The organism is Acinetobacter genomosp. 15BJ (assembly GCF_000400715.1).
Taxonomy (GTDB): Bacteria; Pseudomonadota; Gammaproteobacteria; order Pseudomonadales; family Moraxellaceae; genus Acinetobacter.
Genome location: NZ_KE007347.1, coordinates 1354896 through 1379546, shown reverse-complemented (window position 1 = coordinate 1379546; position 24651 = coordinate 1354896). Strand labels below are relative to the sequence as shown.

The window sequence follows — 24651 nt, the reverse complement described above, 5'->3', positions numbered from 1 at the left end:
AAGAGAATCAACCTATGCATGAAAAAAATATTGAAATTCGGCCTTTAACTCAAGAGAGTTTTGCGCCCTTTGGCGATGTGATTGAAAAGAGTGGTAAAGACTTTATCCCGATTAATCAAGGGCTCACTGAACGCTATCATGCCTTATCGTTGGCACAGGTGTCAGGCGATCAGGTCGCCGTAGGGATGAGCATTTTTCATAATTTGTTTGCGACACCAATTCCATTTAAGATTGAGATGTTAGAACGACATCCTTATGGTTCACAGTCTTTTATTCCATTACAGCAACAGAAATTTATTGTTGTTGTGGCGTTGCCATTTGACCAAACACGACCTGATGAGCAACGGATTCAAGCTTTTATCAGCAATGGGCAGCAAGGCGTTACCTATCATCAAGGGGTATGGCATCATCCTTTAATTACTTTGGAAGCAAATAGCGATTTTCTCGTGGTCGATCGTATTGGTGGTGGCAGTAATTGTGATGTCCATCATTTATCTCAACCGTGCTGGATCACTGAAGCTTTAGTACAGTCAGAAATCGTCAATCTCTGACTGTATAAATTTTATAAAAAGAATATATATACTTTAAAATATTGGAAGGTTACTCATTTTAATTTAAAATTCTCGATCCTATGAGTATTCGCTTATCTTTATTATTTTCTAATTAAGATTTTTATATAAAACATAAATATTGATTTTCTATGTCAACAAAACGTTATGTAGCAAGAGAGTTGCTTGAACAGCACACAAAGCAAAAGAAGCAAGAAAAACTAGAACAAAGACGTTTGGCGCTTGAACAACGAGCTAAAGAAAAAAGACAGGCGAAAATACATATTAGCCTTTTGATTATTGTATTTATTTTACCGTTATTTTTATTTCCAGCATATCCACGCAATCAGTGGCAGTATGAGATTTATCGTTATATCACAGAGCAGATGTTGATTACGGTGGGAACCAAAGGTCCATTGCCATTTTTTACTATTCTTTCAAGTATTTATTATACTATTGTAACCTCTGTTTTCGGCGGTTATTTGTGCTTCTTATTCATTAAGAGAGTCGGCGTGAGTAAGGCGTTTCAGGAAAAAATTTATAGTAAATTTTTTCAGGCCGAGTTTAAAGCATCAAAGAAATATCCATGGCTGGAGAAACCATTAATTAAAAAAATGATAGTTTCAGGTATATTTCTCTTATTCCTCTTAATCGGCATCCTACATTTTCTCCATGATGAAATTTCCTTTCAAGATGGTAGCCGTAGAGGTGCACTTATCTAGTTAAGTTATAATTATCGGATCGGCGTACTTTTTTGGGAAGCATGTATTAGTACTATTACGATCTTTCCATTTTTCTATTTCGGTTTTTTATTCATTTATCTTGTTAACTATTTTTTCCGAGGATTCGGTACTGGAAAAATTATTATTCCCCCAAAAAAGGTACATAAAAGAACCAAGAATAGATCTAGAAAAAGATCATAACCGAGAAAAATAAATCGATAATTTTTTAATAGCAGACAGAGACAATTTGCCTCTGTCTGCAATGAATCAACGATTAGTATTTCCCTTTAAAATTCGCACTAATTCGTTGTTTTAGATATTCTTTGGCTGTGATTGCAGGATATTTCTTTTGTGGGCTTTCAATCAGCACATCTTCATTGGCTTGGCAGAAGAAGGCTAGGCTATAACGTGCTCCTTGATACTCATCTGCTTCTGGATTTTTGACTCGGTGGAAATTAGAAGGTAATTGATCATCACTCCAACGCATCAACATATCGCCGATATTACAAGTGATCACATCATCCCGTGGTTCGATACTGGTCCATTGTTGTTGCTCCATATCTTTACCTGGACACACTTGCAGACCACTTTGACCGTTACGTTGGAACAATAAGGTTAAACAATCAAAATCGGTATGTGCGCCTGCACGCCATAGCCCCAATTGATCTTTTAAAGCTGGATCAATCGCATAGTAGTGCAGCATTCTTAAAGTACTTTGATAGCTGTCTTGTTCAGGATCATGGGCAAGGCTAAAGAAGTTATCGGCAAAACCCAGTTTATAAGCGAAGCAGGAGAGTATTTTCATACCCACGTGCCAACATGCCTGTTCAAATTCAAGCATGGTATTTTTAAAATCAGGTAGCTCTTGCTCGGTTGGATAAAGCCCATCCATACGTGGGCGAGTGATTTGATAGGATTCTTTCTGGTCAGGAGTACTGGTCGATGGACGAACCTGAGCCTTACTTTCCCAACCTGCATTTCGATTAAGTGGGTAGCGTGCTTTGACCGGTTCAGGCAGAGCAAAAAACTGTTGTGTCATGTCAAATGCAGTTTGAATCTGCTCAAGTGGAATACCATGATGCGAGACCTGAAAGAAACCAATATCAGTGGCGGCCGCCCAGAGTTGTTCCGCAATCTCATACTTACGTTGTTCAAAGTCAGATAAATCAATCACTCGAACTTCGCGTTCAAAGGTTTCTTGGCCCAAAGCTCCCATACGCGCTTCTTTTTGCAGTTCTTCTAAGCTGTAGTCATTTTCCGCTAATGCTGTCATGTTGGCGCTATTCATATTTTCAACCTCATCTTTTGGATAAACCGTGACCCAATCAAATAGATTGAAAGAGACGGGGTCACATTCAAAAAAGAGCCGCACTTTTTCCATAAGAGAAAGCTTGGTGGAAAAAGTGAGCTGATTTCTGAGCAATGACCCACATAACAGTCGATGTGACTAACTATGCTGAACGCTTCTACTCTGACATAAAGTCATAAGCATTTTTTATACCAGTTTATAAATGAAAGAAAATGGACGAATACACAGATAAGTTCTAAGGTTCACAAATGGTTTTCTTTTCATCAAAGTACAAATGATTCATTTCTGGGCATAAATTTGTTTTAAAACAGTGCATTTAGTATTCGATTTCATTTTTGATTGCGCACAAAATTGAAAAATCAATCTCGATGCTTTAGCTAAGAACAATTAAAAATAAAACCAACCTAGAGAATTGCTATAAAAAACAAGATCAGACCAATCTTGGCACAGAGCTTGCTAAATCATAATTGAGTAAAAGCGGTCAGTATGTTGTGAACATACGGGACATTGCTCTACAGCGTTTGCTGTTCCTCTTTTGGGGACAAAGCCAATTGATTTGGCTTTGAGAGAAATGTGTAACTTATACATTGATTGACCCCAAAAAAAGAAGAGCAAGATGAATCTATACAGATTTAGGGGTCTTAATATGAATATTCAGCACTATGTAGGCACAGGGCGACGTACTGTTATCGCGGGCGCATTATTGGGAGTAGGCACAGTTTGATATGTGCTGAATTAGCAGGAGACTTTCACTTGGGATATGCTAGGCAGCTAACCGATAAAAGTTCTCTGCTATTTGATTTGGCGTTTTAAAATCCAAACTCTTTTGAATTCTTCGCTGATTATAAAATAACACAATGTATTTTGTAATATCTGCTTTAGCTTCATCTCTGGTTTTATAGTTGCAATGATGCACTAATTCATTCTTGAGTATGCCCCAGAAACTTTCAATCGGTGCATTATCGTAACAGTCCCCACGTTTGCTCATTGAACCTTGAAAATCACATTTTTCCAGTATCTTTCGATATTCATGGCTGCAATATTGGCTGCCTCTGTCCGAATGAACAATTAAGCCTTTCGTTGGTTTTTGATTACGAATCGCCATAGTCAGTGCATTGCAAACAAGTTGTGCGGTCATACGCTCATTTAAGCTATAGCCAACCACTTGTTTCGTGTACAGGTCTTTTACTGCTGCCAAGTATAACCAACCTTCAGCAGTCCAAATGTATGTAATATCGCTTGACCATGCAAGATTGGGCTTAGTCATTGAAAACTGTTGCTCTAGTAAATTTGCGTAGATCGCTCGATTATGATCACTCTTCGTAGTTCTTTTGAAACGCTTATGACGCTTACAATACAGCTGGTTGAGCTTTTTTATTTGACGTACAGCATACGTACTGATTTTGATACCTTGCGCTTGTAAATGCTTAGTTAATCGAATATAGCCATAGCTTTGTTTAGTTTCCTCATGAGCTATTTTGACCAAAATTGTCTGTTGATTTCGCTGAACCAATCTTTTATTCATGCCTCGTTTTAGCCAATCATAAAATCGTGACACTGAAACGTGAAGTAATCTAGCCATAAAGCTAATCGGGAATAAATGTCTTTGCTGTTTCATATAGGCGTACCTTACTGACTTTCTTTCGCAAAGTACGCTGCTGCCTTTTTTAGAAATTCACGTTCCATTTCAGCTGTTTTGAGCTGTTGTTTGAGCTTTTTATTTTCTTCGAGTAAGGCATTTAGATCAGGTGAATATTGTTTAGTGCCTGCTAAGGTGCCAGTCTTTGCTTTATTATTCCAATTTGAAAGAGTTTGCATTGAAATGCCAAGTTGTCTGGCTGTTTCCGATACATTGCCTTGATTGGCTTCAATCAATTTTATTGCTTCAACTTTAAATTCTGCGGTGTAAGTCTTCTGTTTCTTGCTCATGGTAAACTCCTGATGAGTGTCTATAGTTTACCAAGTTAAAACCTCCTGTTTTCTCAGCACACATCAGTTCTCAGCTCAACCAGTTTTGCAGCCGATAAACTTGTTTTACAAACCACTTGGTTTGCACAAGCCGAGCAAGGGGGATATTACCAAGCACTGGCACAAGGAATTTATAAAAAATACGGCCTTGATGTTGATATTAAAATTGGTGGGCCACAGGTCAATAACATGACCTTATTATTATCAAAGCGTGCCGACATTATTATTAATTATGATCTACAAGTCTTAAAAGGCATCGAAAGTAACTTTCCCATCAAAGCCGTTGCAGCTCCATTTCAATTTGATCCGCAAGGCGTGTTAACCCACAGCGATGTAAAGTCTTTGGCCGATCTCAAAGGCAAAACCATTCTAGTCTCAACCAGCGGACAAGCAAGCTGGTGGCCTTGGTTAAAAGGCAAATATAAATTAGATGCCGCGCAGGCACGCCCTTATACCTTCAATATGCAGCCATTCTTAGCAGGTAAAAATGTAGTCCAGCAAGCCTATGCCACCTCAGAAGTCTTTCAGGCGAAAAAAGCAGAACCTTCGAGCAATTTCTTTTTATTTGCTGATGCGGGTTATCCAGCCTATGGCGGTATTTTAGTGACCCGCAATGATGTGATTCAAAATAAACCTGATGTGCTACGCCGTTTTGTTCAAGCATCGATGGAAGGATGGAAAAACTATTTAGCTGATCCACGTTTGGGCAATAGCATCATTAAAAAGGAAAATCCGAATATGAATGATGAACTGCTGACTTTTGCAGTGGGGCAAATGCGCAAATTAAAACTGATTGATGGTGGAGATGCCAAGACCCAAGGCATTGGCGTGATGACAGATGCACGTTGGAAAGCAACGCGAGATTTTATGGTGAACTCAGGTTTACTCAAAGCTCAAACCAATTGGAAAACCGCTTATACCACGCAGTTTGTTAAAGCTGCCAAATAGCCTGAGATACTTTCCTTAGAAGGAAGTCATGGTGAAAGGGTTAACAAAATAGGGCACTCGCACGAAGGGGAAACCACATGAATTCTGCTTTACCATTTGACACGCCAATACATGAATCTTCAACCTTTATCACGCCGATGATTATGGCTAGAGGAGTTGAAAAAACCTATCCCAATGGGACCAATGCTTTACAGCGACTAGATTTAAATATTGCCCGTGGTGAAATTGTTTCATTACTGGGACCGTCAGGCTGCGGTAAAAGTACCTTGCTAAAAATGTTTGCCGATCTGGAGCAACCTTCAGCAGGTTTGGTGCGCTGGAATGGCAAGGCTGAAATACAATCTCAATGCAAAATGGCCATGGTCTTTCAGGAAGCCACGCTAATGCCATGGGCTAATATCGAAGACAATGTGCGTTTACCTTTGGATTTACAGCATATTGCCAAATCGACCAGTACACCCAAAGTCCAAGCTGCTTTAAAAGCCGTTGGTTTAGAAAAATTCAGCGCAGCTTATCCACGTGAACTTTCAGGCGGCATGCAAATGCGTGCCTCATTGGCTAGAGCCTTAGTGACAGAACCAGATTTATTGTTGATGGATGAACCTTTTGGGGCGTTGGATGAATTTACCCGCCACAAACTCGACAGTGATATCCGTCAATTATGGTCAGAACGAGATTTAACGGTGGTGTTTGTCACGCATAGTATTTATGAAGCGGTGTATCTGTCTTCACGGGTCATTGTGATGGGTGCACGACCAGGACGCGTAGTGGCGGATCTAAACATTAAAGGGCCTTATCAACGTGATGAGTCTTTCCGAAGCTCAGACATTTTTATTCAACAATGTTCGCATCTATCACAATTATTGGCTGAGGCAAGTGAGGGGCATGCTCATGATTAAACCATTACTACAACATTCAATGGTACAACGTATTGCCGCGCCATTGGGACTCGGTTTGATCTTCCTACTGTTTTGGCAACTGAGTTTTCAACAACTGGAAGTGCCTGTTTATGTCGTGCCTAAACCCAGTGATATTGTCATGGCGATGATCAATCAGTCCAGTGTGCTATTTGGTAGTTTATGGGTAACTTTAAAAATCACCTTATTGGCTTTTGTCTGCGCCGTAATGATTGGCACATTGATCGCTTTTGTATTTGTACAAAGTCGCGTGCTCGAAGCCTGTTTTATGCCTTATGCCATTCTGTTTCAGGTGACGCCAATTGTTGCAATCGCACCCTTGGTTATTATCTGGATTCAAAATACAACTTTGGCATTGGTGGTGTGTGCCATGCTGGTTGCGGTTTTTCCGATACTAACCAATACCACTTTAGGTCTGCGGAGTGTCAATAAAGGTTTGCTTAACCTTTTTCAAATCAATAAAGCCAGTCGTTGGCAGATTTTGATGCGTTTACGTGTGCCGAATGCTTTGCCTTATTTCTTTGGTGGCTTACGGATTTCCTGTGGCTTGGCGTTGATCGGTGCGGTGGTTTCTGAGTTCGTTGCAGGTGCGGGTGGCACCAGTGCGGGCTTGGCCTATCAAATCTTACAAGCAGGTTTTCAGTTGGATTTACCCTTGATGTTTGCCGCACTATTCCTAATTACCTGCACGGGTTTGGGCTTATTTGTGTTGATGTCTTTATTAAGCCAGTTCTTTTTAAATAAATGGCATGAGAGTGAACAAGTATGAGTTCAAAGCAGTTAAATCAAAACTATTTAATTCAAAATGCCCATGCCATTTTGACGGGATTATCTGGGGATGCAGCACGTTGTTCATCCACTGATATCCGCATCCAATCAGGACAAATTACTGAAATAGGGCGGTTAAGTGCTCAGCCGAATGAACAGGTGATTAATGCCAAAGATTGTGTAGTTTACCCAGCATGGGTGAATACCCATCATCATTTATTTCAGTCTTTATTAAAGGGAGAGCCGCAAGGTTTAAATCAAAATCTGACCTCTTGGCTTGCCAGTACGCCGTATCGGTTCCGTGGCGCATTCGATGAAGCGACTTTTCGGGTTGCAGTGCGGATCGGTCTTATCGAGTTATTACGTTCGGGGTGTGCAACGGTAGCAGATCATCATTATTTATATTGGCCGCAGATGCCGTTCGATGGTGCTGCAATTTTATTTGATGAAGCCGAAAAATTGGGTATGCGCTTTGTGCTATGCCGTGGTGGCGCAACCTTAACGCGTGGTTTGGAAAGTGAGTTGCCACAAGCATTACGTCCTGAAAAGTTTGAAGACTATATGATGGATATTGAACATTTGGTGCAGCAATATCATCAGCCAGATTCAAATGCTTTCCGAAAAATCGTGATGGCACCGACTTCAACTTTGCATTCGACCACAGCACAGCAATTACGCGAAAGTGCCAAAATCGCCAGACAATTGGGGATTAGAATGCATAGCCATTTATCTGAAACAGTGGATTATCTGGATGCAGCTAGAGCCAAGTTTGGTATGACCCCAGTCCAGTTCTGTGCCGAGCAGGACTGGATTGGCAGTGATGTCTGGTTTGCCCATCTGGTGAAATTACTACCCGAAGAAATTCAGTTGTTGGGTCAGACTAAAACAGGCATTGCGCATTGTCCTCAGAGTAATGCTCGTTTGGGTAGCGGTATTGCTGATCTTGTTGCTCTGGAACAGGCAGGCATGACTATTTCGATTGGGGTGGATGGGGCGGGTTCCAATGAAGCCGCAGATATGTTGTCTGAAACTCATGCCGCTTGGTTGTTACAACGAGCCAGGAAGGGGATGTTGGCCACACCACAATATCAAGGAGGACTATTTGAAGGTGGTGCAGATGCTGCCAGTATTGAGGATGTGATTCGTTGGGGAACGGTGGGTGGTGCCAAGATATTGGGTCTTGATCAAGTCGGTACAATTGAGGTGGGGCAACAGGCTGACTTGGTCATTTATCAGTTAGACGATCCTCGTTATTTTGGCTTGCATGATATGGCGATTGGGCCTGTGGCAAGTGGCGGACGAGCGCATATTAAGGCGATGTTTATCGCAGGGAAAATGGTGATGGAGAATGATCAGATTCCTGATCTGGATATGATGGAGTTGGCTTGGCAAGCCAAGCAAGCGGTAAAGATATTACAACAGCGGAGTATGGAAATGGCGAAAATAGCCTAAGTTAAAGTTGAGAGCTGGCAGCAAGTGATGCCCACTGCATTTTCGGGCACCTTTATCGTGTCCATTCGGCCAATCTGTTAAGCCTGTTGTTAGAGCACGTTCGACATAATTTTCTGCTGTTGAATGCCGTATTTAATCATGCTGTGGGCGAGATCATGCGCCAGATTGCGTTCTATAAGACAATATCCAAGGTTTTACCGTTTATCAAAGGCGTATACATCACTGAGGTATTACAATGCGCCTGTGAGCATAAAACGCGGCCATCGTTGACTCGCTAGCATCATCAAGTGCGCACGAAGATTTCCACTCGCCGGTTCAACTGCCGGCCAGCAGGGTTGTCTTGGCCGCTGATTGCGTTGCGTGCTACTGGCTGCGACTCGCCGTAACCACGCGTGCTGGCGTTGGCTGCAGCGCCACGCTGGCGCAAGGCCATGCCCACTGATTTGGCACGGAGCTCGGACAAATTCAGATTGTATGCGTCACTGCCCTTGGCATCGGTATGACCGCGGATTTCTATTGCCTTGGCTGGCACTTTCTGCAAGGCCACGGCTAAGGTGTCCAGCACCTTGGCTGCGTCAGGACGAATATCCGACTTGTCGAAATCGAACAACACCTGATCATTGAGAGTGATGATGAACCCACATGGCACACCGGATGGAGCGAATTTTTTTAATGGCGGAAACTTGCCTGCTGGAGTGACCTTGGGAATTGGTGCCATTTTCACTTGATGTGCTGGTGTGCCAATGCTGCCATTGCCTTTACCGTCGTTGCTCACCAACCCGTGTGGACCGTTCCATGTACCGCTGCCGTCGGCGTTGATGGTGACGATGCCTTGCGGACCATTCCAACTGCCTGAACCATCACCTTGGTTGCGAATCACCCCGTGGTCGCCGTTCCAAGTGCCACCGCCTTTGCCATCCAGCGATGATGCCGTACTTGCCGTTATACGTGCCTGAACCGTCGGCTTCGACCGAGATGATCCCATCGTCAGCGCCACCGTCGCCATTGCCGTTGATTGTGCCACTGCCATCTGTGTTGACGACGATGACGCCACCTTCGTAGTTGGCGGTACCACTGCCGTCTGCGTCGATATGGAAGATGCCTTCATCACCGTTGCGCGACAGATTGCCTTGCGCATCCATGCTGGTAATGCCCACATCGTTGACTAATGCGCCGTCGGTGGCGCAGTTGGCGGGCTTGACACTGATGCCAGCCACTGGGTCAATGATATCTTGCATCGATGTTTCCAGCGCTCGCTGGGCTGGGCCAATACCGATGATCTCCGGCACGACGATTTGCGGGATCACAGGGAAGTCGATATCCCCAGCGGACTTCGCTGCTGATTTGGCTGTTTTCGCCGTGGCATTATCCTTATCTTCGTCAGCCGAGGGTGACTTCGTACAGGCGCAAGCGAGCAATGCTATTCCCAACATCATGAATCTGTTCATTGAAAACATGTCTAATCACTCTACTTATATGTTGACCGTATTTTGTTTTGACTGAGTCGTGTTAAGTCCTTCGAATGACTATCTTTGGCTACAAAAACACGTGTACAACCAACAAGGTTATGTAGTTCTTTAATTAAGCTTATTCATTCGCTCTTAAGTGAAAGATAGGCAAACACCAGCACCGCTAGTCCAAAGAGGAATCGCGCAATCCAGGGCGTGATCAGCCAAGCGCCGAGCGCCATGATGGTTCGGCTTAATACATGCGGTGATTGCAATGCTTTTGGCTCGGGCGCGTTACGTTGCGTCTGCAGAGGATAACCGCAATGGGGGCAGGAGTTTGCTTGGGTCGAAACCTGACGGCTGCATTCGGGGCATGAAATAAGCGCCATAAGTATTCTTCCTTTTTAATTTTTCCTATTTGGGGATTAAGAAATGTCGTATAAACGCATTTCGTCGATTCGCAATCAGGTCATAAAATTGTATCAGTTCAAAGATTGGAAAATTATTCCGAATAACCCATTTTGTTCAACAGAATGGGCTATTTAAATTGAGTTGAGGTTTTTGTAATTGCTTTACCAGTATTTACAGGCTAGTTAAGGCATTCACTGTTTGGCTAATTTTGTTTACGTTCAACGCTATAATGTAATTCAACCATACCTTCACCCATTGGATGAACAGAGATCAATTTAAGTGTTGGAGCAAGTACTCTTCGGGGGAAAAGTGCTTTTCCTTTTGCAAGGGTGACCGAGCCAATTTGTATAATCAGTTCATCAAGCAAATTTGCATCATAGAACTGACCCGCCAATTCGCCGCCACCTACAATCCAGATATTCTTATCCGCAATGACGGATTGTATTTCAGAATAAACAGGGCGGATTTCTCCTTGTACAAAATGGATATTTGCACCTTCAATCAAGGGTAGTTTGCGATTGGAAAATACCCAAGTTGGCTGAGTATAAGGCCAAGGTGAACCTGTTTCGGCAGCAACTTGCTCTGCGTTATTCAATATCCATTCATAAGTTGCCGAGCCCATGACCAAAGCACCAACATTTGCAATAAACGTAGGATAACTTGAGTTATCCAGTTCGCCTAAACCAAATAACCATTCTAAAGAATCGTCTTCGGTTGCAATAAATCCATCCAGCGTACTCGCTGCAAAATATTGTACTTTCATCCTGATCATCTCCTTATTCTAAAGGAGTATCTTAAAACTTATTTTGTTTGGATAAATTGTTTAAATCGAATATACGACACATTATGACGTTGTAATTATACTAAGCTTGAAAAGGATGATGCGTATACCAATGCTCGGCAATCTGTTGACGAGTGCAAATCCAGACCCGATCATGATTCTGTACATAATCTAGGAAACGTTGCAGTGCCTTAAAGCGGGCAGGTCGTCCTAAAATACGGCAATGCATGCCAATAGAAAGCATTTTGGGTGATGTTGCTCCCTCTGCATAGAGGACATCAAAAGCATCTTTTAAATAGTCAAAAAAATCCTCACTACGATTAAAACCAGTAGGAGAAGCAAATTTCATATCATTGGTATCGAGTGTATAGGGAATAATTAAATGTGGACGGCTTGCACCCGCTGCATTACTGAGTGTTGTCCAAAAAGGTAAGTCATCACCGTAATAATCACTGTCATATTGCACCTGATCATATTCCGCCAATAATTGACGGGTATTTGGGCTATCACGGCCTGTATACCAACCCGTTGGCATTTCACCAAATAAATCTTTGAGGATATGCATGGCTTCCGCCATATGCTGTTTCTCAGTTTCAACATCCATATTTTGATAATGAATCCAGCGTAAGCCATGTGACACCACATCGTAATGGTGTTGTTTGATCGCTTCGACCACCAATGGATTCCGTTGCAAAGCCATGGCAACGGCAAAAATGGTCATTGGCAATTGGCGTTTGGCAAATTCCTGCTGAATGCGCCAAAAACCGACCCGTGATCCATATTCATAAATCGAGTCCATCGAAAGGTGCCGTGCAGGATAACTTTCGGCACCGCTGATTTCAGACAAGAACTGTTCTGAGCCTTCATCACCGTGCAGGATATGTTTTTCACCCCCTTCTTCATAATTCAGTACAAACTGCACCGCGATTTTTGCTTGATTGGGCCACTGTGCATGCGGTGGTTGATCGGCATAACCAACCATATCGCGTGGATAGTCTGCTGTTAAATGAGCGTCTGTATTGGGCCAAACCATAGCAATGCCTGAATCGTGAAAAAGGTGAATCTTCACATCAACTTACTCGATTAAATCTTTGGGTGTCAAATATTATATTGATTTAAATCAATAACTTGTTTGTTTTATTTTGGTGCAAAAATACAATTTTATTGATGTATATTCTTTAGCATGCGCGATTTTAGTGCCTCCATCTCGATAATGATTTGATTCATCATTATTTGCGCAATCCGAGAAAGTTGCCGTTTTGGTGCAACACAAAGTGCAACTGTAATCGGATGTAGGCCATGGTCATTGATTGCTCTAAATTCAAACTCACCATTTTCAATATAAGGAGCAGCATCCAGATAACTCATGATGCTGATACCTAAGTTTTGTCTGAGTAATGAAATCATCATATGGATATCATTGCATTCGATGGTATGACGTGGATGAAAGTCCTGTTTTTTATATAAGGCCGTGACATGGTCATGAATAACCAAAGGCTCGGCGGGAATAATATGATTGAATTCCAGTGTATCGGAGAAGTAGATTTTTTCTTTATGGGCTAAAGCATGCTGTTTGGGAATCACGAAACCCAAGGGCATTTCAATAAAGGCACTGATCTGTAATTGGTGCTGATGTTTAGGATTCAGAATCAAGCCAAAGTCGAGTTCAGCATTGATCACCAGATCAGCAATACGGTCACTGTCCAAGACACGAACCTTAAAATTAATCCACGGATATTGCTGAACAATAGACTGCATTACGGCACTGACAAAGCTTTCACTGAGTGCTGCAATCATCCCAAAATCAATTGAACCGCGTTGTATGCCTTGGATTTCATTCAAACGTTTCTGTGTGATTTGAAACTCTTTTTGCCAGCTGCGTAGATCGGCATAGAGCAATTCGCCAGCCAAAGTTAGCTTGAGTCCACTGGGCAAACGTTCAAATAAAGCAACACCGAGTTCTTCTTCTGCCAAAACAATCTGCCGATGTACCGCGGAGACAGAAATAAACAGTTGATCGGCCGCTTTTCTTAAACTGCCTGTTTTGGCAACGGCAATAAAATAATCGGCAAAACGTGAAAATGGCAATGCCATTGCAAACTCACTTGAGATAAAGCAGGTTTTAATACAAAAGCAATTTTAGTGCCTAGGCTGTTCTAATTTTTAGAATGATGCATATAAATCATTCTAATAGACGAGAATATTGATCTATTCCACACTGCTCTTGAAGAGAAAAATCTTAAAAATGAGCATAGGATATGAACGCAATTCCATTCATCAATCTTCCAAATAAGCCATGTCATAGCCAATTTGATGATCAGGATTGGCAGATTCTTGCACAACATTGGTATCCCGTTGCACGTATCGAAGATGTGAGCAGCAAACCGCAGCAAGTGACCTTATTGGATATGAATCTGGCTTTGTATAAGACCGAAACAGGGCAGATTCATTTAGCTCGGGATATTTGCCCGCATCGCGGTGTGCCTTTGAGTAAGGGCTGGGTTGAGGGAAATACTTTGATTTGTCCTTATCATGGACTTCATTTTAATGAAGATGGCAAATGCTCTAAAATCCCAGCTCAGCCTGATTTAACTAAAATCTCAGAGCGCTTTTCGTTGACCAAGTTTCCCGTGGTTTTAAAATATGGATTGGTCTGGACCAGTATTCTCGGCAGAAATGAAAGTTTGGCGAATTTTCCTGTATTAGACACATGGGAGAGTGCGGCACATCAAGCCATTTTACCACCTTCTGTGGATATTGCAGGTTCAAGCGGTCGTCAACTAGAAGGTTTTATTGATGTGGCACACTTTGCTTGGGTGCATCATCAGGCCTTTGCTGATCGAGACAATCCTGTGGTACCTAAATATTCGACTGAACGTACCGATTATGGCTTGCATACAAACTACACCAGTAATGTCAGCAACTATCCGCATGGGATGCAGAATTTAGCGCCCGATGATTTTTTATGGGAACGGATCTTTGATGTTTATCCACCATTTTCAGCAGTGCTGACCATTCATTTTCCGAATAATGGGGTGTTAAAGATTTTAAATGCCTGTTGTCCCATCTCACATAACAAGACCCGTTTATTTGTACCGTTAACCCGTAATTTCGATACTACGGGTGATTTACAGGCTGTGTATGATTTTAATGCGCAGATTTTTGCAGAAGATCAAGAGATGGTTGAGGCGCAAAAGCCAGAAGAATTACCTTTAGATATTAGTATGGAAGCACATTTTGAAGCAGATCGTTCTTCGACCATGTACCGTCGTATCTTGGCTGAATGGGGGTTAAGCAAACGCTATACGGTATAGCTTGAATAGATTTTGGATATTTAAGAGATTAAATCGGAGTTCTTTATCCTTTATTAAGCCTAAATTGTTTATTTGTATAGGCTTGTATATACAATTTTGCTAAATTCAATATACAATGACTTATAGTATTTAGTATGAGTTTTAGCCAATGTCAAGAGCGGCAAAGCAAAACGATTTAGATTTGTCCTTAGAAGAAGATAGTCCTGTTCCTTTGTATTTACGTGTGAAACAAATGATTTCGCAAAAAATCTATGAAGGAACATGGACCGTCAATAAAAAAATTCCTTCAGAAAGTGAATTAGTCAATTTACTGGGCTGTAGCCGCATGACCGTGAATCGTGCCTTGCGCGAACTCACCAGCGAAGGTTTATTGGTGCGTATCCAAGGTGTCGGTTCTTTTGTTGCAGAAGGACAAGGTCGAACAGCTTTATTCCATGTCAATAATATTGCTGAAGAAATCATTGCCCGAAACCATAAACACCATGCCGAAGTCTTGGTACTGGAGCAGATTCAAGCCAATGCTGAACAAAGTATGCTGATGCAGATTCGAGAAGGGCAAAAGCTATTTCACTCAATCATCGTGCATTATGAAAATGATGTGCCTGTACAGATCGAAGATCGACTGGTTGATCCGATGTTGATTCCAGATTACTTGGCACAAGACTTTAAAAGTATTACACCGAATGCTTATTTAATGTCGAAAGCGCCCGTGACTGAAGGGGAACATGTGGTGACAGCAATTCTTGCGTCTGCACAAGAATGTAAATGGCTGAAAATTAATAAGACTGAACCATGTCTATTGATTCGTCGTCGAACGTGGTCGAATAAACAGCTGATTTCCAGTGCGCGATTGATCTATCCAGGTAGTCGTTATTATCTGGAAGGTAAGTTTACCCAATGATTCAACACTTAGACACGGCTGACTATAAACAGATGCTGTGGAAGAATGGTGCAGGTTATACCATTGAGCTTGCCCGAAGTGACGGTGACAGTCTGGATGCGTTTGATTGGCGTATTTCGATGGCGGATGTCAAAACTTCGGGTGATTTTTCCAAGTTTAATGGCATGCAGCGTATCCTCACGGTATTGAAAGGTGTTGGCATCGTATTGAATATTGACGATGATTCAGAGCATTTGAAAACCTTAGAATCTGCCCAATTCAGTGGGGATAGCAGTACCAGTTGTGAATTAATCGACGGGCCGATTCGGGATTTTAATCTGATTTATAATCCTGAAAAATGGCGTTCCCGCTATCAATGGATTTTTGAGTCAGCAAGCACTGAGATTTTCAGTTCAGCCGATCTAATTTTTATTTTTAATCAGAGTGTAGAACCATTAGAAATTGAAGTGGATCGGCAGGTTTTTTGTTTAACACACCAGCAAAGTCTTAAAATCGAGCAGCAAAAAGCATTGAAAAAACTGGTTTTAAAATCACAGCATTTAAAAAAAACTTGTCTGATCGAACTCACAAGAATCTAATTTTTTGCAAATTTTACGAAACACATATGACTTTAGGTTGTATGTGTTTTTTATTGCCGATCAAAAAATAAATCTATTTATTTCATTAGCTTGTAATTTATTTTCATAAAAGGATTGAAAAGCATCTTTTCAATATAAAAGTTTTGTGTAGTATATGGATGTATATACAAGTTAATACATTGCTATACAGTAAAGCAGGTTAATTTGCTGATTCAAACTCAATGGAAGGAGTCCGATTGTGACAACAACGACAACAAAATTTCGTGATGTAGAAATTCGCGCACCACGTGGTACAAAGCTCAATGCAAAAAGCTGGTTAACAGAAGCGCCTTTACGCATGCTGATGAACAATCTTGACCCTGATGTTGCAGAAAATCCAAAAGAGCTTGTTGTTTACGGTGGCATCGGTCGTGCTGCACGTAACTGGGAATGTTTTGACAAGATCGTTGAAACGCTAAAGAATTTAGAAACTGATGAAACCTTGTTGGTTCAATCTGGTAAGCCAGTTGGCGTATTTAAAACTCATAAAGACGCACCGCGTGTTTTGATTGCAAACTCGAATCTTGTTCCACATTGGGGAACTTGGGAGCATTTCAATGAATTGGATGCGAAAGGTTTGGCAATGTATGGTCAGATGACTGCTGGTTCTTGGATTTATATTGGTAGCCAAGGCATTGTACAAGGCACTTACGAAACGTTTGTAGAAGCAGGTCGCCAACACTATAATGGTGATCTCACAGGGCGTTGGGTGTTAACTGCTGGCTTAGGTGGTATGGGTGGTGCACAACCTTTAGCTGCAACACTTGCAGGCGCATGTTCACTCAATATCGAATGCCAACAAACCAGTATCGATTTCCGTTTACGTACTCGTTATGTCGATGAGCAAGCAACTGATTTAGATGATGCTTTGGCGCGTATTGAAAAATATACCAAAGAAGGTAAGGCAGTTTCGATTGCACTACATGGCAATGCAGCAGAAATCCTACCTGAATTAGTTCGTCGCGGTGTACATCCAGATATGGTGACTGACCAAACCAGCGCACATGACCCATTAAATGGTTATTTACCAATTGGCTGGACATGGGAAGAGTATCGTCAGCGCGCTAAAACTGAGCCAGAAGTTGTAGTTAAAGCGGCTAAACAATCGATGGCACAGCACGTTCAAGCCATGCTGGATTTCCAAAAAATGGGTGTTCCAACTTTTGACTATGGCAACAACATTCGTCAAATGGCACAAGATGAAGGCGTAGCAAATGCCTTTGATTTCCCTGGCTTTGTTCCAGCTTATATCCGTCCATTGTTCTGTCGTGGTGTTGGTCCATTCCGTTGGGCTGCACTTTCAGGTGATCCAGAAGATATCTATAAGACAGATGCCAAAGTAAAAGAACTCATTCCAGATGATGAGCATTTACACCGCTGGTTAGATATGGCGCGTGAACGTATCAGCTTCCAAGGTTTACCAGCACGTATTTGCTGGGTCGGCTTAGGCTTACGTGCAAAACTTGGCTTGGCATTTAATGAAATGGTTCGTAGTGGTGAGCTTTCAGCACCCATCGTGATTGGTCGTGATCACCTCGATTCAGGTTCAGTGTCTAGTCCAAACCGTGAAACAGAATCAATGAAAGATGGTTCAGATGCTGTATCTGATTGGCCGTTATTAAATGCCTTGCTCAATACTGCAGGCGGTGCGACTTGGGTATCACTACATCACGGCGGTGGTGTAGGTATGGGCTTCTCTCAACACTCAGGTGTGGTGATCGTGTGTGATGGTACAGATGAGGCAGCAGCACGTATTGCACGTGTATTGACCAATGACCCTGCAACAGGAGTGATGCGTCATGCCGATGCGGGCTATGACATTGCAATTGATTGTGCCAAAGAGCAAGGCTTGAACTTGCCGATGATCACACAATAAACAGACAAGGACATTACGATGCTTTTTGCAATTGTGTAAGCAGCATCGTAAGCGAACAATAGAGTGCAAAACAGGACGCCAATAATGGAACTTCTAATTCAACCCGGCAAACTTAGCTTAGCAGATCTGCGCCACGCTTATTTAAATTCAATCAAAGTGAAACTCGATGACAGCGCTTCTGCTGGGATCAATGCGAGTGTTGCTTGTGTCGAACAAATCGTCAATGAAGGCCGTACTGCTTACGGGATCAATACAGGTTTTGGTTTACTCGCATCAACTAAAATTGCACCAGAAGACTTAGAGCAATTACAGCGTTCTTTGGTACTGTCACACGCTGCTGGCGTGGGTGAGCCGCTTGATGATGCGATGGTGCGTCTGATTATGTTGCTCAAAGCAAATAGTTTGGCACGTGGCTTTTCTGGTATTCGCCGTAAAGTGATCGATGCGATTTTGGCGTTGATCAATGCAGAAGTTTATCCGCATATTCCATTAAAAGGTTCTGTTGGCGCTTCAGGTGACTTGGCACCATTAGCACATATGTCTTTGGTATTATTAGGCGAAAGCAAAGCTCGTTATAAAGGTGAATGGTTGCCAGCGGTTGAAGCACTTAAAATCGCGGGTCTAGAGCCAATTTCTTTAGCTGCGAAAGAAGGTTTAGCACTTTTAAACGGGACACAAGTTTCTACAGCATACGCATTACGTGGTTTGTTTGAAGCAGAAGATTTATTTGCTGCTGCAACGGTGTGTGGTGGTTTAAGTGTTGAAGCCATGTTGGGTTCACGTGCGCCATTTGATGCGCGTATTCATGAAGTCCGTGGTCAACGTGGTCAAATTGATGTTGCTGCTGCATATCGTGATTTATTGACTGAATCGAGTGAAATCTCTCATTCACATGAGGACTGTAGCAAGGTTCAAGATCCATACTCACTTCGTTGCCAACCTCAGGTGATGGGGGCGTGTTTGACTCAAATTCGTCAAGCTGCAGAAGTATTAGCAATTGAATCAAATGCGGTATCTGATAACCCATTGGTCTTTGCAGCAGAAGGCGATGTGATTTCAGGTGGTAACTTCCATGCAGAACCTGTGGCTATGGCTGCGGACAACCTTGCATTGGCAATTGCAGAAATTGGTTCACTGTCTGAACGTCGTATTTCTATGATGATGGACCGTCATATGTCACAATTGCCGCCGTTTTTGGTTGCCAATGGTGGAGTCAATTCTGGCTTCATGATTGCTCAAGTAACAGCCGCTGCGTTAGCAAGTGACAATAAAGCACTTGCACATCCTGCCAGTGTTGATAGTTTACCGACCTCTGCAAATCAGGAAGACCATGTTTCCATGGCGCCGAATGCGGGCAAACGTTTGTGGTATATGGCTGACAACGTTCGCGGCATTCTTGCAGTTGAGTGGTTAGGTGCATGTCAGGGTCTTGATTTCCGTGAAGGTTTGAAGAGTTCTCCAAAACTTGAGCGTGCGCGTAAAGTGCTGCGTGACCAAGTGCCTTATTACAGTGAAGATCGTTTCTTTGCGCCAGATATTGAGCAAGCGAGTGAATTGCTTGCAAGTGGCTGCTTGAACGAATTACTCATTCCACAGCTATTACCGAGTTTGTCTGAAGTGTGATCAATAAATCGGTCACATGGAGTGGCCGAATCAAACTAAATTTCCTCAAGGATTGGAGATTATAATGTCACAACACTCCACATTACAGCGGGGGTTAAACACCCGCCATATTCGTTTTTTGGCATTGGGTTCAGCCATTGGGACAGGACTCTTTTACGGTTCGGCAACAGCCATCAAAATGGCAGGTCCGTCTGTATTAATCGCATATATCGTTGCAGGGATTGCAATTTATATCGTGATGCGCGCATTGGGTGAGATGGCTGTACATAACCCAGTATCGGGTTCATTCAGTCACTATGCCTCACAATATATTGGTCCACTTGCAGGTTTTACCACAGGGTGGACCTACGTTTTTGAAATGATCATTGTGGCTTTGGCCGACGTCACCGCCTTCGGGATCTATATGGGGTTTTGGTACCCCGATGTGCCGCGTTGGATCTGGATTCTGTCACTGATCATGTTCCTTGGGGCAATTAACCTGATCCACGTCAAAGTCTTTGGTGAACTGGAATTCTGGCTTTCAATTGTCAAAGTGACTGCAATTGTTGCGATGATTATCGGTGGTCTAGGCTTAATGTTCTATGGCTTCCATGCTGATCATGCTGGCTTTACCACAGGTATTCAAAACTTATGGATTCATGATGGCTTTATGCCAAATGGCATAGCAGGTTTGGTTGCCTGTTTATCTGTGGTGGTATTCGCTTTTGGTGGTATTGAAATTATTGGGATTACCGCAGGTGAGTCGCAAGACCCGAAAACCTCGATTCCTAAAGCGATTAATGCGGTGCCAGTACGTATTTTGTTGTTCTATGTAATGACGATTTTTGTATTGATGTCGATTTTCCCATGGAATCAGATTGGTAGCCAAGGCAGTCCATTTGTACAGATTTTTGAAAATCTTGGGATTGGCTCCGCAGCTACTGTTTTAAATATTGTGGTGATTACTGCGGCAATCTCTGCGATCAATAGTGATGTATTTGGTGCTGGACGTATGCTGTATGGCATGTCGAACCGTGGGCAAGCGCCGCAAGTATTCCAAAAAATCTCCAAAAATGGCGTGCCTTGGATGACGGTTGTGGTGATGGCTGGGGTGTTATTGATTGGTGTATTGCTGAACTATCTGATTCCTGAAAATGTATTCATCATTATTGCTTCAATTGCGACCTTTGCTACGGTTTGGGTGTGGTTGATGATTTTGCTTGCTCAAGTTGCGATGCGTCGTAAGTTGTCTAAAGCAGAAATCAAAGCCTTGGATTTCCCAGTGATTGGCTGGCCGTATGCACCTGCATTTGCAATTGCGTTCATGTTGTTTATCTTGGCGATGATGGGCTATTTCCCAGACTCACGACCTGCAATTTATGTTGGCGCAACGTGGTTAGTTTTACTTTGGATTGCTTATAGCATTTGGGTGAAACCCAAGCAAAACACGGTAAAAGAAAACTCAAGCTTGCAACAAAATATCGAAATGGAAAGTTAAATATCAAACTGCTCAGGTGTTATCCCGCCTGAGCAGTGAGAGGAACTGTGAATGAAAAAGCTTTGGAAAAACTGTCATATCGCCACTATGCAAAATGGGCAATATTCCAGTATTGAACATGCTGCAATGGTCACTTCAGGGCAGCATATCCACTGGATTGGAACATTTGAAGATCTTCCTGCCGATGCTTATTCCGAAACCATTGATTTGAATGGCGCATGGGTCACACCGGGTTTGATTGATTGTCATACCCATAGCGTGTTTGGTGGCAACCGTAGTGTTGAGTTTGAAAAACGCCTGCAAGGCGTTAGCTATGCTGAGATCGCAGCCAGCGGTGGCGGGATTGCCAGTACGGTTCGTGCCACGCGTGAAGCCAGTGAAGAACAGTTACTTGCATCTGCTTTGAAACGAGTTCGCTGCTTGCTTAAAGATGGAGTCACCACCATTGAGATTAAGTCAGGTTACGGTCTGGACTATGTCAACGAACGCAAAATGCTGCGTGTGATTCGTCAAATTGCAGATACTTTGCCAATGACGGTTCGCAGTACCTGCTTGGCTGCGCATGCTTTGCCGCCTGAGTACAAAGATCAAAGCGATGCCTATATTGAGCATATCTGCAATGAAATGCTGCCAAAACTACACCAAGAAGGTTTAGTTGATGCCGTCGATGCCTTTTGTGAATATTTGGCATTTTCGCCTGCTCAAGTTGAACGCCTATTTAAAACAGCACAGTCTCTAAATCTACCGATCAAGTTACACGCTGAACAACTGTCTGCATTGGGCGGATCGAGTTTGGCTGCACGTTATCAAGCTTTATCGGCAGATCATTTGGAGTTTATGACTGAGGATGATGTTAAGGCGATGGCTGCTGCTGGAACGGTGGCGGTGTTGTTGCCGGGTGCATTCTATTTCTTGAGGGAAACCAAATATCCACCTTTAGACAGTTTGCATCAACATGGGGTGCGGATTGCATTATCCAGTGATTTAAATCCAGGCACATCACCAGCATTATCTTTACGTTTAATGATGAATATGGGCAGTACCTTGTTCCGTCTAACGCCTGAGCAGACTTTGGCAGGCGTGACAACGCATGCGGCGTATGCTTTGGGTCTGCAAGAGACTCACGGCACTTTAGAGACTGGTAAAGTTGCAGACTTTATTGCGTGGGATATTGAGCATCCATCTGAGATCGTTTACTGGTTGGGTGGCGATTTACCAAAGCGGATTATTCAGCATGGCAATGAAATCTCAATCTAACAGCGAAGCTCATTTTTAAAGGATGCTAGAGATAATGAATCATTCATTTATATGGCAAGGACGTAAAGATGGTGAGGGTGCTGAACACTTAAGAATTCACCAAGTCGTTAATACCACGCCAAGAGCTGATTATGCCCTCATTGGCTTTAGCTCGGATGAGGGCGTTAAGCGTAACAAAGGTCGGTTGGGTGCAGCAGATGCACCTGACAGCATTCGTGCACAGTTAGCCAATTTACCTGTGCATCAACCTGTCACGATTACAGATATTGGTACAGTAGTGTGTGATGGCTCAAAACTGGAACAAGCACAGGCTGAACTCGCAGAACAGGTTGAAAGAAGTCTAAAGCAAGGCATGAAACCGATTGTATTAGGCGGTGGTCATGAAGTGGCTTTTGGCAGCTTCTCAGGCCTGTTTCAATATCTGCAAAATCATGAGCCGAATAAGAAGATCGGCATTATCAATTTTGATGCACATTTCGACCTGCGTGAAGCTGAACAGGTGACTTCTGGAACACCTTTTTTAAATGCAGCAAAACTGTCTGAACAGCATCAGCAAGAATTTAATTATTTGTGCATTGGCGTAGCGAAACATTCAAACACCAAGGTTTTATTTGAAACCGCAGATCGGCTGAATTGTACTTATATTTACGATTATGAGTTGCAGCAACAAAATGTTGAAACTTTAATCAAAAAGTTGACAGCTTTTACCGGAAAAGTTGACTATTTGTATATTACAGTTGATCTTGATGTATTTAGTGCTAGCATTGCGCCAGGTGTAAGCGCACCTGCGGTTAAAGGGATTGATTTATCCGTCTTTGACCCATTACTAGAGGCCATTAAGGAAACCGGAAAGATTAAAGTTTTTGATGTGGCGGAATGTAATCCACGGTTTGATTTGGATAGTAGAACTGCCAAATTAGCCGCTTATATAATTTTTAACTACATATTTGATTGATGGATCATGTGAATTCATCAAAAGGTTAAAACATGTCTAATTTATCTTATGTCTCTCAAAATGACGGTCCATGGGCAACTTATCTTGAACAGATCGAGCGTGTTGCTCCATATCTAGATGGTTTAGAAGACTATGTGGACACATTAAAGCGCCCAAAACGTGCTTTGATTGTCGACGTGCCAATTGTTATGGACGATGGCACAATTCGTCATTTTGAAGGTTATCGTGTACAACACAACTTGTCACGTGGTCCGGGTAAGGGCGGTATTCGCTATCACCCAGATGTAGATTTAAATGAAGTAATGGCACTTTCAGCATGGATGACAATTAAAACTGCGGTGGTGAATTTACCATTTGGCGGTGCAAAAGGTGGCATCCGTGTTGACCCGCGTCAACTTTCACCACGTGAATTAGAGCGTTTAACACGTCGTTATACCAGTGAAATCAGCCATATCATTGGCCCACAAAAAGATATTCCTGCACCAGACGTGGGTACCAATCCAAACGTGATGGGTTGGATCATGGATACGTATTCATCTGGTCAAGGTCATACGGTGACTGGTGTTGTAACGGGTAAGCCTGTACATCTTGGTGGTTCTCTTGGTCGTATTAAAGCGACAGGTCGTGGTGTATTTATCACAGGTCAACAAGTGGCTGAAAAAATCAAATTACCTTTAGAAGGCGCGAAAATTGCGGTTCAAGGTTTTGGTAATGTAGGTAGCGAAGCTGCATATTTGTTTGCAGACTCAAAATCGATCATCGTGACGATTCAAGATCACACCGGTACGATTTTCAATCCTGAAGGGATTGATCTTGCTGCATTAAAAACACACATGCAAACTCATCAAGGTGTGGGTGGCTTTGCTGGTGCGCAAGTGATCAGTGATGAAGAGTTCTGGAATGTAGAAATGGATATTTTGATCCCTGCTGCATTGGAAAGCCAAATCACAGTTGAACGTGCTCAAAAATTAACTGCGAAGTTAGTGCTTGAAGGTGCGAACGGTCCAACATTCCCTGAAGCGGATGATGTTTTGGTTCAACGTGGTATTACGGTTGTGCCTGACGTGATCTGTAACGCAGGTGGTGTAACCGTATCTTACTTCGAATGGGTTCAAGATATGTCGAGCTACTTCTGGTCTGAAGAAGAAATTAACGAAAGACTGGATAAGTTGATGATTCAAGCCATTAACGATGTATGGCACAAATCAAGCGAAAAAGAATGTACTTTACGTACAGCAGCCTTTATTTTGGGCTGTGAGCGTATCTTAAAAGCACGTAAAGAGCGTGGTATTTTCCCAGGTTAATACTGGTTGAATATCATCAGAGCGACCTTAAGGTGTAAACTTTAAGGTCGTTTTT

At 42.6% G+C, this 24651-nt stretch carries 20 protein-coding genes and 2 pseudogenes; 15 read left to right on the top strand and 7 right to left on the bottom strand.

The window, feature by feature from the left end; translation table 11 throughout:
- Window positions 1–14 precede the first annotated feature (14 nt).
- Window positions 15–551 (top strand): ureidoglycolate lyase, encoded by a 537-nt coding sequence (locus F896_RS07715; protein WP_016164095.1) that lies wholly within the window; start codon window positions 15–17, stop codon window positions 549–551.
- Window positions 552–700: 149 nt separating this feature from the next.
- Window positions 701–1471, top strand: a pseudogene (locus F896_RS0119935) (hypothetical protein).
- Between the two features lie 73 nt (window positions 1472–1544).
- Here F896_RS0119935 and F896_RS07720 read toward each other — a convergent pair.
- Complete coding sequence (locus tag F896_RS07720; protein ID WP_016164093.1) at window positions 1545–2558, bottom strand: isopenicillin N synthase family dioxygenase; 1014 nt, start codon at window positions 2556–2558, stop codon at window positions 1545–1547.
- Window positions 2559–3342: 784 nt separating this feature from the next.
- Window positions 3343–4508, bottom strand: a protein-coding gene (locus tag F896_RS07725) for an IS3-like element ISAba21 family transposase (protein ID WP_085940850.1) whose coding sequence is annotated in 2 segments (ribosomal slippage) — window positions 3343–4250 and window positions 4250–4508 — 1167 coding nt in all. Because the reading frame shifts where the segments join, the coding sequence is not laid out codon by codon here.
- A gap of 45 nt (window positions 4509–4553) precedes the next feature.
- Between F896_RS07725 and F896_RS07735 the strand changes: the two genes are divergently transcribed.
- The 4 genes from F896_RS07735 to F896_RS07750 all read left to right on the top strand — a co-directional run bounded on the left by F896_RS07735 (window position 4554) and on the right by F896_RS07750 (window position 8632).
- Window positions 4554–5495, top strand: a complete 942-nt coding sequence (locus F896_RS07735; protein ID WP_050576726.1) for an ABC transporter substrate-binding protein — start codon at window positions 4554–4556, stop codon at window positions 5493–5495.
- A gap of 77 nt (window positions 5496–5572) precedes the next feature.
- On the top strand, window positions 5573–6394 hold the full coding sequence (locus F896_RS07740) for an ABC transporter ATP-binding protein (RefSeq protein WP_016164091.1): 822 nt from the start codon (window positions 5573–5575) through the stop codon (window positions 6392–6394).
- A complete protein-coding gene (locus F896_RS07745) occupies window positions 6387–7181 on the top strand; it encodes an ABC transporter permease (RefSeq protein ID WP_016164090.1) in 795 nt (264 codons plus the stop codon). The genes F896_RS07740 and F896_RS07745 overlap by 8 nt, the downstream gene beginning before the upstream one ends.
- Entirely contained in the window at window positions 7178–8632 is a 1455-nt protein-coding gene (locus F896_RS07750) for an amidohydrolase family protein (RefSeq protein ID WP_016164089.1), read from the top strand. The genes F896_RS07745 and F896_RS07750 overlap by 4 nt, the downstream gene beginning before the upstream one ends.
- A gap of 283 nt (window positions 8633–8915) precedes the next feature.
- Here the strand turns inward: F896_RS07750 and F896_RS21385 are convergent.
- The 5 genes and pseudogenes from F896_RS21385 to F896_RS07765 form a co-directional block, all read right to left on the bottom strand.
- Window positions 8916–10089 (bottom strand): annotated as a pseudogene (locus F896_RS21385) (OmpA family protein).
- A gap of 134 nt (window positions 10090–10223) precedes the next feature.
- Window positions 10224–10469 carry a zinc ribbon domain-containing protein gene (locus F896_RS20475; protein WP_016164086.1) on the bottom strand — a complete coding sequence of 82 codons (246 nt, stop codon included), beginning with the start codon at window positions 10467–10469 and terminating at the stop codon, window positions 10224–10226.
- Window positions 10470–10693: 224 nt separating this feature from the next.
- Complete coding sequence (locus tag F896_RS07755) at window positions 10694–11254, bottom strand: dihydrofolate reductase family protein (RefSeq protein ID WP_016164085.1); 561 nt, start codon at window positions 11252–11254, stop codon at window positions 10694–10696.
- Window positions 11255–11354: 100 nt separating this feature from the next.
- The gene (puuE, locus tag F896_RS07760) at window positions 11355–12305 is read right to left on the bottom strand and encodes an allantoinase PuuE (protein ID WP_016164084.1); all 951 of its coding nucleotides are present in this window, start codon (window positions 12303–12305) and stop codon (window positions 11355–11357) included.
- Between the two features lie 128 nt (window positions 12306–12433).
- Window positions 12434–13366, bottom strand: a complete 933-nt coding sequence (locus F896_RS07765) for a LysR family transcriptional regulator (protein WP_016164083.1) — start codon at window positions 13364–13366, stop codon at window positions 12434–12436.
- 164 nt (window positions 13367–13530) lie between these two features.
- Between F896_RS07765 and F896_RS07770 the strand changes: the two genes are divergently transcribed.
- The 9 genes from F896_RS07770 (at window position 13531) to F896_RS07810 (ending at window position 24596) form a co-directional block, all read left to right on the top strand.
- Entirely contained in the window at window positions 13531–14586 is a 1056-nt protein-coding gene (locus tag F896_RS07770; RefSeq protein WP_016164082.1) for an aromatic ring-hydroxylating oxygenase subunit alpha, read from the top strand.
- Window positions 14587–14734: 148 nt separating this feature from the next.
- A complete protein-coding gene (gene hutC / locus F896_RS07775) occupies window positions 14735–15487 on the top strand; it encodes a histidine utilization repressor (protein ID WP_016164081.1) in 753 nt (250 codons plus the stop codon).
- Window positions 15484–16065: a HutD/Ves family protein gene (locus F896_RS07780; RefSeq protein ID WP_016164080.1), complete on the top strand. Its 582-nt coding sequence runs from the start codon at window positions 15484–15486 to the stop codon at window positions 16063–16065. Before hutC ends, F896_RS07780 begins: the two co-directional genes overlap by 4 nt.
- 238 nt (window positions 16066–16303) lie before the next feature.
- Window positions 16304–17980: a urocanate hydratase gene (gene hutU, locus F896_RS07785; RefSeq protein WP_005204526.1), complete on the top strand. Its 1677-nt coding sequence runs from the start codon at window positions 16304–16306 to the stop codon at window positions 17978–17980.
- 84 nt (window positions 17981–18064) lie between these two features.
- Window positions 18065–19603: a histidine ammonia-lyase gene (gene hutH, locus F896_RS07790; protein ID WP_016164079.1), complete on the top strand. Its 1539-nt coding sequence runs from the start codon at window positions 18065–18067 to the stop codon at window positions 19601–19603.
- Between the two features lie 64 nt (window positions 19604–19667).
- The gene (locus F896_RS07795) at window positions 19668–21080 is read left to right on the top strand and encodes an amino acid permease (RefSeq protein WP_016164078.1); all 1413 of its coding nucleotides are present in this window, start codon (window positions 19668–19670) and stop codon (window positions 21078–21080) included.
- 51 nt (window positions 21081–21131) lie between these two features.
- On the top strand, window positions 21132–22337 hold the full coding sequence (hutI, locus tag F896_RS07800; RefSeq protein ID WP_016164077.1) for an imidazolonepropionase: 1206 nt from the start codon (window positions 21132–21134) through the stop codon (window positions 22335–22337).
- Window positions 22338–22371: 34 nt separating this feature from the next.
- Window positions 22372–23292, top strand: a complete 921-nt coding sequence (hutG, locus tag F896_RS07805; RefSeq protein WP_016164076.1) for a formimidoylglutamase — start codon at window positions 22372–22374, stop codon at window positions 23290–23292.
- A gap of 32 nt (window positions 23293–23324) precedes the next feature.
- Window positions 23325–24596: a Glu/Leu/Phe/Val family dehydrogenase gene (locus F896_RS07810; RefSeq protein WP_016164075.1), complete on the top strand. Its 1272-nt coding sequence runs from the start codon at window positions 23325–23327 to the stop codon at window positions 24594–24596.
- Window positions 24597–24651: the final 55 nt, after the last annotated feature.

Coding starts and splice junctions, on each gene's coding strand:
- F896_RS07745 (WP_016164090.1), top strand. CDS start 6,387: ATGATTAAACCATTACTACAACATTCAATGGTACAACGTATTGCCGCG.
- F896_RS07740 (WP_016164091.1), top strand. CDS start 5,573: ATGAATTCTGCTTTACCATTTGACACGCCAATACATGAATCTTCAACC.
- F896_RS07780 (WP_016164080.1), top strand. CDS start 15,484: ATGATTCAACACTTAGACACGGCTGACTATAAACAGATGCTGTGGAAG.
- F896_RS07795 (WP_016164078.1), top strand. CDS start 19,668: ATGTCACAACACTCCACATTACAGCGGGGGTTAAACACCCGCCATATT.
- hutI (WP_016164077.1), top strand. CDS start 21,132: ATGAAAAAGCTTTGGAAAAACTGTCATATCGCCACTATGCAAAATGGG.
- F896_RS07750 (WP_016164089.1), top strand. CDS start 7,178: ATGAGTTCAAAGCAGTTAAATCAAAACTATTTAATTCAAAATGCCCAT.
- F896_RS07715 (WP_016164095.1), top strand. CDS start 15: ATGCATGAAAAAAATATTGAAATTCGGCCTTTAACTCAAGAGAGTTTT.
- F896_RS07720 (WP_016164093.1), bottom strand. CDS start 2,558: ATGAATAGCGCCAACATGACAGCATTAGCGGAAAATGACTACAGCTTA.
- F896_RS07810 (WP_016164075.1), top strand. CDS start 23,325: ATGTCTAATTTATCTTATGTCTCTCAAAATGACGGTCCATGGGCAACT.
- hutG (WP_016164076.1), top strand. CDS start 22,372: ATGAATCATTCATTTATATGGCAAGGACGTAAAGATGGTGAGGGTGCT.
- hutH (WP_016164079.1), top strand. CDS start 18,065: ATGGAACTTCTAATTCAACCCGGCAAACTTAGCTTAGCAGATCTGCGC.
- F896_RS20475 (WP_016164086.1), bottom strand. CDS start 10,469: ATGGCGCTTATTTCATGCCCCGAATGCAGCCGTCAGGTTTCGACCCAA.
- puuE (WP_016164084.1), bottom strand. CDS start 12,305: ATGGTTTGGCCCAATACAGACGCTCATTTAACAGCAGACTATCCACGC.
- F896_RS07770 (WP_016164082.1), top strand. CDS start 13,531: ATGAACGCAATTCCATTCATCAATCTTCCAAATAAGCCATGTCATAGC.
- F896_RS07755 (WP_016164085.1), bottom strand. CDS start 11,254: ATGAAAGTACAATATTTTGCAGCGAGTACGCTGGATGGATTTATTGCA.
- hutC (WP_016164081.1), top strand. CDS start 14,735: ATGTCAAGAGCGGCAAAGCAAAACGATTTAGATTTGTCCTTAGAAGAA.
- F896_RS07765 (WP_016164083.1), bottom strand. CDS start 13,366: ATGGCATTGCCATTTTCACGTTTTGCCGATTATTTTATTGCCGTTGCC.